The sequence below is a fragment of the Faecalibacterium hattorii genome (assembly GCF_003287455.1).
In the GTDB taxonomy this organism is placed as follows: domain Bacteria; phylum Bacillota; class Clostridia; order Oscillospirales; family Ruminococcaceae; genus Faecalibacterium; species Faecalibacterium hattorii.
In genome coordinates, this window is the sequence record NZ_PRLC01000028.1 from 1 (window position 1) to 9,022 (window position 9,022).

At 51.0% G+C, this 9,022-nt stretch carries 9 protein-coding genes; 3 read left to right on the forward strand and 6 right to left on the reverse strand.

Going from position 1 to position 9,022, the window contains the following annotated elements; all coding sequences use genetic code 11:
• The first annotated feature begins 476 nt into the window (after nucleotides 1-476).
• Complete coding sequence (gene aroD / locus C4N23_RS13375) at nucleotides 477-1,238, forward strand: type I 3-dehydroquinate dehydratase (RefSeq protein ID WP_112146613.1); 762 nt, start codon at nucleotides 477-479, stop codon at nucleotides 1,236-1,238.
• A gap of 125 nt (nucleotides 1,239-1,363) precedes the next feature.
• On the opposite strand, the gene C4N23_RS14125 is transcribed toward aroD, so the two are convergent.
• Nucleotides 1,364-1,549 (reverse strand): hypothetical protein, encoded by a 186-nt coding sequence (locus C4N23_RS14125; RefSeq protein ID WP_181567139.1) that lies wholly within the window; start codon nucleotides 1,547-1,549, stop codon nucleotides 1,364-1,366.
• Nucleotides 1,550-1,977: 428 nt separating this feature from the next.
• Between C4N23_RS14125 and C4N23_RS13380 the strand changes: the two genes are divergently transcribed.
• Nucleotides 1,978-2,226: a DUF6061 family protein gene (locus tag C4N23_RS13380; protein ID WP_112146616.1), complete on the forward strand. Its 249-nt coding sequence runs from the start codon at nucleotides 1,978-1,980 to the stop codon at nucleotides 2,224-2,226.
• A 260-nt stretch (nucleotides 2,227-2,486) separates the two neighbouring features.
• On the opposite strand, the gene C4N23_RS13385 is transcribed toward C4N23_RS13380, so the two are convergent.
• On the reverse strand, nucleotides 2,487-3,101 hold the full coding sequence (locus C4N23_RS13385; RefSeq protein WP_242983806.1) for a PBECR4 domain-containing protein: 615 nt from the start codon (nucleotides 3,099-3,101) through the stop codon (nucleotides 2,487-2,489).
• 289 nt (nucleotides 3,102-3,390) lie between these two features.
• On the opposite strand from C4N23_RS13385, the gene C4N23_RS13390 reads away from it, so the two are divergent.
• Nucleotides 3,391-3,585 (forward strand): DUF6061 family protein, encoded by a 195-nt coding sequence (locus tag C4N23_RS13390; RefSeq protein ID WP_342587767.1) that lies wholly within the window; start codon nucleotides 3,391-3,393, stop codon nucleotides 3,583-3,585.
• Between the two features lie 73 nt (nucleotides 3,586-3,658).
• On the opposite strand, the gene C4N23_RS13395 is transcribed toward C4N23_RS13390, so the two are convergent.
• The 4 genes from C4N23_RS13395 to C4N23_RS13410 form a co-directional block, all read right to left on the reverse strand.
• Nucleotides 3,659-6,013: an ABC transporter permease gene (locus tag C4N23_RS13395; RefSeq protein WP_112146622.1), complete on the reverse strand. Its 2,355-nt coding sequence runs from the start codon at nucleotides 6,011-6,013 to the stop codon at nucleotides 3,659-3,661.
• Nucleotides 6,010-6,693, reverse strand: coding sequence for an ABC transporter ATP-binding protein (locus C4N23_RS13400; protein ID WP_112146624.1), 684 nt, complete (start codon nucleotides 6,691-6,693; stop codon nucleotides 6,010-6,012). The genes C4N23_RS13395 and C4N23_RS13400 overlap by 4 nt, the downstream gene beginning before the upstream one ends.
• A gap of 101 nt (nucleotides 6,694-6,794) precedes the next feature.
• Nucleotides 6,795-7,832 carry a sensor histidine kinase gene (locus tag C4N23_RS13405; RefSeq protein ID WP_112146627.1) on the reverse strand — a complete coding sequence of 346 codons (1,038 nt, stop codon included), beginning with the start codon at nucleotides 7,830-7,832 and terminating at the stop codon, nucleotides 6,795-6,797.
• 9 nt (nucleotides 7,833-7,841) lie between these two features.
• Nucleotides 7,842-8,522, reverse strand: a complete 681-nt coding sequence (locus C4N23_RS13410; protein WP_112146629.1) for a response regulator transcription factor — start codon at nucleotides 8,520-8,522, stop codon at nucleotides 7,842-7,844.
• Between the last annotated feature and the right edge of the window lie 500 nt (nucleotides 8,523-9,022).

Sequence of the window (9,022 nt, forward strand, 5' to 3'; positions counted from 1 at the left end):
TGTTTACCGTGTTTTTCCAACACGAAAATAGGTTCCGTTACAAGTTTTTCGATATTGTTCAATTTTCAAGGTCCTGTAAGCGCCTCAACCTTTCGGCTGACGACTTGATTATTCTATCACAGAAGTGATTTTTTGTCAAGCTCTTTTTTCGAAGCTGTCGAACTTTCTGAACTTGGAGCGCCTCGAAAACTCTCAAATCTCTTTGGTGTTTCTTGACGTCTATTGGTTCTTTTCTCTGGCTTCTTGCTGAGGCTTCGGAAGTCATTCTTTTGCCTCAGCGCTTGGCACTCAAGTATAATATCACATGCCCGCCCGTTTGGCAACCCCTTTTTTCAACTTTTTTGCCCTCTTTTTTCGCTTTGTCTCTTTTTGCTAGTTTTTGGAGCGTTTTAAAGCCCGCCTTTGACAGATATCAAAGCGCTTGACAAGCGGCACTTTTTCCCTTTATTATAGGTATATTAAAGGGAGGGGTTCTCATGTCCTGCATCACCATCCGAAACTGCTGCATCGGCGAAGGGAAGCCGAACGTCATCATCCCTATCGTAGAACACACTGAGGCTGCGATCCTGCAAAAGGCCGCTGAGTTTTCCACTCTTTCCGCCGATTGTGTGGAATGGCGCGTCGATCTGTTCGAGCTTGCAAAAGACCTCCGGGCCGTCGCGCACGATGCGGCGAAGCTGCGTGTCGCCTTGAAGGACAAGCTTCTGCTTGTGACCTTTCGCACGAAGAGCGAGGGCGGAAGTGCCGCGCTGAGTCGGGAGGAGTACATTCGTTTCATCCATACCGTCCTTGCCACCGACTGCGCCGACCTGATCGACATTGAATTTTTCACCGCGGGCGCAGATCTTCCGGGCCTGATCGAAGATGCTCATACCGCCGGGGTCAAAGTGGTCTGTTCCAGCCACGACTTCCACAAAACGCCGCCCTGCGCCGAGCTCGTCTCCCGGATGACCGCCATGCAGGAGGCCGGAGCCGACCTGCCCAAGCTTGCCGTCATGCCCACTTGCCGGGCCGACGTCATCGCCCTGCTGGCCGCGACCGCCGAGATGGCGGATCATCACCCGGAAACGCCGGTCATCACCATGAGCATGGGCACTTTGGGCGCCGTCAGCCGCCTGTGCGGGGAGGCATTCGGTTCCGCTATGACCTTCGCAAACCCCGGCGCTGCCAGCGCCCCCGGTCAGGTGCCGCTGGATGTGGTCAATGAGGTGCTGGAAAGTCTGCACGCAGAGCGCTGATATGTAACTATAAAGCAGGTGAACAGGATCGTTTGGTCAAAGAGCGGGTCTCATCAGGATCGCTTTGCTCTTCACATAGCCGTTCTGCTCAATGTAGTGGATGACTTTCTGGACAAATGCGATCTTCAGCGATTCCTCGTTGATGAACTTGGAAAACGCCCACACATGGCGGCTTCGTGGTCCATTTTTGCCACCTTGCGCACCAGCAGACCGAAGGGCGTAGCCTCTGCCGTGCCAGAATATTTCTTATCGTCCAAAAAATCTTGCTTTAGATTATCAAACCGGACTGCATTCTTCTGAATCTTCTTCATTTTTGTACCTCTGACCTCTAAAATTTTTTGAAAAAATCATAGGCACAAGCTCAAAAAGCCCGTATAAAACAAAAAAGACGACAAACCGTTTCTCTCAACGATTTATCGTCCTTTTGGTGCGCTCGAGGGAACTCGAATCCCTGGCCCTCTGATTAAAAGAATCCAAGGTGCATCATTCGTCAAATTTCAAAAGCGCGAAGAAACGTTCATTTCATCACATTATCGTAAAATTCACATTTGTACACACCGCATTATTTGCATACAGTGTAATGCTTTGCAACCGTTATCCAGCTATTCAGGTGTGCAAAAAGTGTGCAAAAATGTGCAGACGGGCAAAACAAAGCCCAATGGACAAATCAACCACCGGTTTTATGGCAGGGTTTAGGACATCCGAACAGACACCGTTTGATATAGAAATGAGGTTCACCATGAACAAACTGCTTTCCTGCCGCTTCAATATGGACACCAACCGGGTGGAAGCCCGGTTCGAGGATGGCACCACTCTTGCCATCGGCTGCATCGCCGTGGAGGACGAGTACGGCAGCACCCCGGCACAGCGGGCAGAGCTGGACTGGCTGCTGTATAATAAGCCCTTGGAGTACACCCAGCTTGTGCTGGGTGGAGAGATAGAGCGTTATCTTTCTCTCGACTGCGACCACAGCAGACTGGAAGATTGATTACTTCGAAAGGCCATTGCCATTTGAGTACCAATCGAATATACTATAAACAGGAGAGCGGACGTCACTCCGCTGGTGTGGCTGACACCTAAAATCCGATCTGATGCAAGACGTAAGGGCTTGAGGCTGGCGGGCAGCGATAAAATCAGTCGCAAGGGACATTGGACAGCACCACGGTGTTGTAGATGTCCCTTTTATTTGCAAAGAAAATGATACCCACCCGCCCATGGTTTTTCCATGAGTGAGTGGGCATCGTTTTGTTAATCGAGATTTTTCGGCAAGCGGTCATATAGAATCACCGTATCCTGCGTTTCAATATGTACACGCTCTTTCTTCAGGAGCGTTCGAGAACGTTGGTTTGCACAGTAGTCACGGCCGCTTTCTTCAAAAGCAGAACAACACAGAAAGTCACATACAGCATTGCCGGAGGGAGATTCCCGGATAATGAACACAAAGGCAGTTGGTTCAATCCGGCTGGAAATCAGGTAATCCGCTTTGATTTTGGTCACGAACGGATAGAACTGGGGCATATAGGAGAACAGATCGAACTCCTGTTCCAGTATTTCTTTCAACCGCACCAGTGCCAGCAGACGTGGTTTCACATACTCCTGATAGAGTGTGCCCTTCTTTACCTTGTCGTAGGTGATCTTATCAGACAGAATCATATCCACTGTTTTGCGCGGGCTATACCGGGGAAGGGCGATGTCTTTCAGGTAGTGGAACCCAGCAAGGTGAGGGAAATCCTCTGGTGAAAATGTCAGCTTGATCTCGTGCAGTTCACCCTTATAGCCGTAGGTGAAAACATAGTGGTACTCAGTCAGTTCTTTCCAGACTTCTGCTGCCCGATACAAAATATCTTGCTGTTCGTCCTGCACGTTTTCACCTTCCCTCAAAAAAATAGAAGCCCTGCCGAAAGGCAAGGCTCCTATTAAGCGTTTTCTTTCGATTCATCGAATCTATTCGGCTTGTGGTTATCGCTCAACCCACGGTCTGGCTCCACAATCGGCTGATACCGAACCAGTCCACTGTTTCATCGCCACCGATAGCTGGTCAATGCCGCTATCCTCTAGCTTTATTATACCACAAAAGGACGTAAGTTCAAGCGCTTAAATTTAAAAGCACTCAATCATATTATATGCTAAAGGGGTTTGGCCATTGCTACGTTTGCGAACGTCATACACCACCCTTGCCATCGACTGCATCGCTGTGGAGGATGAGTACGGCAACACCCCGGCACAGCGGGCAGAGTTGGACTGGCTGCTCTACAATAAGCCCTTGGAGTATGCACAGATGGTGCTGAGAGGGGAGATGGAGCATTATCTTTCCCTCGGCTGTGACCACGGCAGAATGGAAGATTAAGCCCTTATAAAGAACACGATGCCCACCGACCTATGGTTTTCGCCATAAGCTGGTGGGCATCTGTTGTTCTGGTTTATAATTCACTGATGGTTGCAGTAATGGGCTGCATGAGGATTCGCCTGACCGGGTTATATACTGCCAGCACCACAGCCGCCAGCACGACTACGACAATCACGGCAAGACAGCCCCACGGCACCTGCCACGCTGCACCGAAATAATGGGTGATGAGCAGGATATACAGCTTCCGATTCAGCACAAGACCCAGCGCAATGCCCACCACAAGACCGGACACCGCATAGGTGCCAGCTTCGGCAGAGATCATGCGTTTCAGCTGTGCATCATCCATCCCGATGGCACGCAGAATGCCATACTGCTTCATTCGTGCCGACACGCTCATGGAAATGCTGTTGATGATGTTCAGAATGGTGATTCCTGCAATCACGATGAGAAACGCATAGACCACCAGATGGAACGCCCAGTAGGTGCTTTGTATCATCCGATTTCCTTCGATTCGGTTGGAAAAAACAACCTGCTTGTTTAACGTATCGCTCAGCAGGGTGTGTATTTGTGCAATGGCTGCGTCTGCTGTGGTATCTTTTAGTTGAATATCGATCACCGCATAGCGGTTTTGCCCGGTCAGCTGATGGAAGGTTTCTTCGGTGCAGATAACAATCGGGGAATCGGTACTACTGAACGGGCTGTCGTTCAATACACCCACGACTGTGAGCTTTGCATCCTCCAGCTGAATGGTATCACCCACGGTCAGGGAGTTGCTTTTGTCGAATACCGTCAGCACAGGGTATGTGCCATCCTCCGGCTTCTGCGGAAGGGTTCCGCCAATCAGGTCTTTTTTCGCCCAGCCAAACTGTATCGTATCGTATGAAATCAGGTCGATGGACCCCTGTTTTCCCTGATATTCCGCCGGGAGCGGGCAATACATCCGCCCGAATGCGTGTTTGACTTCCGGCAGAGCATCCAGCTGCTCCACCAGCACCGGGTCAAGGACATTTTGCCCGGATGTTTCAGCCACCGATAAGTCCGGTGTGTAGGGCTGCAACGGATTCAGCGCAAATCCAACCCATCGAAGCAAAACCGAAAAGCTCAAAAACAGGAGAATGCTTAACGCAAAGGAACCTGTCATCAGAAGCAAGTTCTTTTTGGACGAGATTGCATGGCTCACGCCCAAAGAAAGCTCTGCACGACTTCCAAACAACCGAGCATGACACGGAGAATCCGCTGCATTTTCCACCGCATTCCCAGTTGCTGCTGTGATCGGAGAAGCTTTTGCCGCCCGCCGTGCCGGAGAAGATGCCGCGAACCAAACCGTGATAAGTCCCAGCGCGGAACCACAGATAATACCGACCGGGCTGATGCCAAGCACTGGTAAAGAGCTGAACTCCTCGCCGATAAATTCACGCAGAAAGGAACACAGTCCCCATGTGGAAACGATTCCCAGCACACATCCTGCTGGAACAGCAGTTTTACACCAGAAAAGGGCTTCCAGCCGGACAAGCATCCGAATCTGATTTTTTCCTGCCCCAAGACAACGCAGCATTCCATAATAGCTGGTACGCTGCGCTACATTGCTGTTGATGCTGCCTGTGATCATAAAAATTCCGGCAAGGACGACCATGCCAGCCAACACAGCCGCTACCGCATATAAGCCTACAATATAATCGTTGTTGCTGCTTGCGTTCAACGCCATCAGGTAAGTATTTTCGGAGATCTTTTCTTCTGAAATTCCGTACTTGTTTTCGATGTTCACAATGGACTGCCGCAAATTGGTACGTGGCTTGAACTGGATGAAATACTGTGTTTCAAAGGATTCTTCTACCTGTGCGGCAATCTGAGAAAATGTACTGCGGTTCATCACCAGCACCACAGCATCATACTGGTTCGCATCGGAGGTATCCTCATTGAAACCTGCGACAGTAAGCGAAATGGTTTGTCCATCCGGGAGCGTCAGCGGAATCGCTGTACCGACCGTAACATCCAGCCGATCCCGGATGTTTGCTGTCACGAGCACTTCGCCATCCGCCGGGGCAGTGCTACACTGCATTCCCGGAAAGATTTGAAGGATTGCGTCATCTGCTCCTACCAGTGCGGCACGTTTATCTCCGGCAAAGTAGTTTTCCGTAAGGGAAGCGTTGATGTCGCTATACGCCGAAAATGCAGCAACATCCTCCTGTGCGGCAAGCTCTGCGGCTGTTTCAGGGGAGATGTCCTTTACCATGATATGCCAGTTTCCGTTTTTGTTCAGCTGGTTTGAGGTTTCCATCCGAATCGCCATATCTGCCATACTGAACACCGCCGTGACCAGAAACACCGCAAGGACGATGCACAAAATCGTCATGCGGTTCTGCCGTCTGCGTACCTTGGCAGAAATCGGGATCAGACTCAGATAGCTTTTCATTTCTGTGCTGCTCATTCCCGGCACCTCCCAAAATCGGTCAGGCAGCCGTCCGATACCTGCAACACCCGGTCTGCCGTCTGCGCAATGCTGCGGTTGTGGGTGATCATCAGGATGGTCTGCTCGTATTTCCGGGATGTTTCTTTTAGCAGGGCAATGACCTCGCTGGTGTTCTGGGTGTCCAGATTGCCGGTCGGCTCATCCGCCAAAATCAGGGAAGGGCGGGTCATCAGGGCGCGGCCAATGGCTACCCGTTGCTGCTGCCCACCGGAAAGCTGACTTGGCAGATGCTTCCGACGGTCTTTCAGATTCAACACGGTCAGCAGTTCTTCCAGATATACCCTGTCCGGCTTTTGGTAGTCCAGCAGCACCGGGAACAGGATGTTCTGTTCTACGGTCAGTTCCGGGATGAGGTTGAATGCCTGAAAGATAAAACCGATATTGCGGCGGCGGAAGATCGTCAGCTCCCGGTCTTTCATGGCAAAAACATCCTTGCCATCAATCAGCACCTTGCCGGAAGTCGGCGTATCCAGTCCACCAATCAGGTTGAGCAGGGTGCTTTTGCCGGAGCCGGATTCGCCAACGACCGCCACATATTCGCCTTTCGGCACTGAAAAGCTAACATCTTTCAGCGCATGGACAGCGGTTTCTCCGCTGCCGTAGGTCTTGCAGAGATGGTTGACTTCTAATAGTTCCATAGTGTATCCCTCACTTTGCAGGTTCCTTCGATTCAGACGGATTATCTCTGTCTGTGCAGAAAAGGATAACACGTCAACCTTACTGCAAGCCTACACTCAGCCTACAATTTTGTAGGAATCGGAAAATTCAGAGTAAAGGTCGTGCCCTTTCCCAGCTCGCTGTCTACTTCAATGGTGCCGTGATGGGCTTCCACAACGGCTTTTGCCAGCGGCAGACCCAGCCCGATGCCCTGTGTATCCTGTGAAAAGCGGCTGCGATAAAACCGTTTGAAGATATGGTACAAATCTTCCGGGTGGATGCCGCTGCCGTTGTCGCGCACTTTGATCTGAACCATGGACGGCAGTGCATTCCACTCTACCTGAATCGTATCTCCGCTCTTTGTGTGGTCAAGGGCATTCTTTACAAGATTGTCCACAGCTTCCTGCATCCAGTCACGGTCGCACCAAAGTGCAACCGCCTCTGAGCCGGACAGAACAAGCTTTTTCTGTTCCTGCTTGGCACGATAGTGATACTGCCGCGCGATGTCCTGCACCATTTCAGCAACATTTTCGTTTTTCTTCTCCAAGACGACCGAACCGGCATCCAGCCGGGTGATTTTGAGCAGATTCTGCACCAGCGTTTCGATGCGGTCCAACTCCTGTTCGGACAGGTCTGCAAACTCTTTGACCTCCGACGGCGAAACAGCTTCGTCCTGAAGCAGACCGTTGTAGATATTCAACGCCGCCAGCGGTGTTTTGAGCTGGTGCGAAATATCTGCAATGGTATTTTTCAAAAAACGCTTCTCCCGCTGCTCGTTGTCTGCGTGTGCGCTCAGAACTGCCGCCAATGCATTAACGGAGTGAAACAGACGGCAAAATTCTCCCTCCCGGTCGCAGTCCAGTCGTGCATCCGGGTTGCCATCCAGACAGCTTTGGATTTGCTGGACTGCCTGTTCCAGAAGCGCGCTCTGCCTTTGGAAATAGCGAAAAAGCACGCCCCAGAGGCAGCCGCCCAGAAGCAAAAAAACCAATAGTAACCCGAAAGAAAATACATGCGTCGTATGCCATACGATGCCCTGCGTGAGAGCCAATGCCACCGCCCAGACCGCCAGCACTGTCCGGAACAAAATCCGGATCTCCCGGTTTGCGAATACTTTCATACGGCACCTTTACCCATTCCATTTATAGCCCATGCCGCGGACGGTCAGCAGCATCTGCGGTTTGCCGGGGTCGTCCTCAATCTTCATCCGCAGCCGCCGGATATACACTGTTAAGGCACTGCTGTCAATGTAATCCCCATCGCAGTCCCACAGTGCATCCAGAATTTGTTCCTTGGATAGCACGGCATTCGGATGCTGCATAAAGAAGCAGAGCAGCTTGTACTCTGCGCCGGTCAGTTCCAGCAATACTCCGTTTTTGTATGCCTGCCCCTGCAACAGCCGGACGGTGATGCTGCCCGATTCCAGTACGGGTTCTCCTGCGCTGGACGCATTTGCACGGCGAAGCAGTGCATTGACCCGCGACAACAGGACACCCAGCTTGAACGGCTTGGTCAGGTAATCATCCCCGCCCAGTTCCAGTCCCATGATGATATTCATTTCCTCATCCGAAGCGGTCAGGAACAGAATCGGCACGTTGGATGTGCGCCGCACCTTCTGGCAGAAATCGAAGCCAGAGCCATCCGGCAGGGAAACATCCAGCACCAGCAGGTCATATTTTCTGTCTGACCACAGTACCTCGGCTTCTGCCAGCGTCCGGGCTGTATCCAGTGCAAAGCCCTGTTTCTTGAATGCAAAAGTCAGCCCACTGATCAGGCTCAGATCATCTTCCAAAAGGAACAGTTTTCTCATGATTCCCTCTCTTTTCTGCGTTTTGTGTGTCCTACAGGTTCAAAAGCATTATAAGTTTTTTCTGCGAACATTACAATGTGCGAAACGGAAATTGTTTCTTGCCGTGTGTTAAATATAAGTCCTACTATCACTGCTTTACTGCAATAAAATTTGCAAAACCATCTTGACGCTCGCCGCAATCCGTGATACTCTTTATCGCAAATCCCACCGAGCTTGTCGGGGCAACGCCCCTCCATCTTGCTTGCGCAAGACCGCTCTGCCGCTTAAAAGCCCCACTGGGGCTTTCATTGCTACGCAAACGCGGTCTTGTAGAAAAGTACAGAACGGCGAGGATTTGTTCCCCATGAAGATTTTTACCGCCCCGCAACACACCCGATTCATTTTGCCGCCGATTCACCCGACAAAATCCATCGCTGCGCTGCATGGGCGGTATTTTTCTTTTTCACAAATAAAATCTTATGTAGTTGTTCAATCTTCCAAAATTTGTTTTTAGTTGTTGA

Coding starts and splice junctions, on each gene's coding strand:
- aroD (WP_112146613.1), top strand. CDS start 477: ATGTCCTGCATCACCATCCGAAACTGCTGCATCGGCGAAGGGAAGCCG.
- C4N23_RS14125 (WP_181567139.1), bottom strand. CDS start 1,549: ATGAAGAAGATTCAGAAGAATGCAGTCCGGTTTGATAATCTAAAGCAA.
- C4N23_RS13380 (WP_112146616.1), top strand. CDS start 1,978: ATGAACAAACTGCTTTCCTGCCGCTTCAATATGGACACCAACCGGGTG.
- C4N23_RS13395 (WP_112146622.1), bottom strand. CDS start 6,013: ATGAGCAGCACAGAAATGAAAAGCTATCTGAGTCTGATCCCGATTTCT.
- C4N23_RS13400 (WP_112146624.1), bottom strand. CDS start 6,693: ATGGAACTATTAGAAGTCAACCATCTCTGCAAGACCTACGGCAGCGGA.
- C4N23_RS13405 (WP_112146627.1), bottom strand. CDS start 7,832: ATGAAAGTATTCGCAAACCGGGAGATCCGGATTTTGTTCCGGACAGTG.
- C4N23_RS13410 (WP_112146629.1), bottom strand. CDS start 8,522: ATGAGAAAACTGTTCCTTTTGGAAGATGATCTGAGCCTGATCAGTGGG.